This window comes from Shigella sp. FC1967, assembly GCF_001743005.1.
Taxonomy (GTDB): domain Bacteria; phylum Pseudomonadota; class Gammaproteobacteria; order Enterobacterales; family Enterobacteriaceae; genus Proteus.
In genome coordinates, this window is sequence record NZ_MIIZ01001257.1 from 1 (window position 1) to 440 (window position 440).

General features: G+C 42.5%; 1 pseudogene. It reads left to right on the forward strand.

The features are described from left to right. Positions 1-440: pseudogene (locus BHE89_RS20855) on the forward strand (DNA-directed RNA polymerase subunit beta'); the annotation flags it as partial.

Below are 440 nucleotides of genomic sequence, written 5' to 3' on the forward strand. Positions count from 1 at the left end.
GGTCGTGCGATTACAGGTTCTAACAAACGTCCTCTGAAATCTTTGGCTGATATGATCAAAGGTAAACAAGGTCGTTTCCGTCAAAACCTGTTAGGTAAAACGTGTTGACTATTCTGGTCGTTCTGTAATTACCGTTGGTCCATACCTGCGTCTGCATCAGTGTGGTCTACCGAAAAAAAATGGCTCTTGAGTTATTCAAACCATTTATTTACGGAAAACTGGAAACCCGTGGTTTAGCGACAACAATCAAAGCCGCTAAAAAAAATGGTTGAGCGCGAAGAAGCGGTTGTTTGGGATATCTTAGATGAAGTTATCCGCGAACACCCAGTAATGCTAAACCGTGCACCAACACTTCACCGTTTAGGTATTCAGGCATTTGAACCAATCCTTATCGAAGGTAAAGCTATTCAGTTACACCCACTCGTTTGTGCGGCATATAA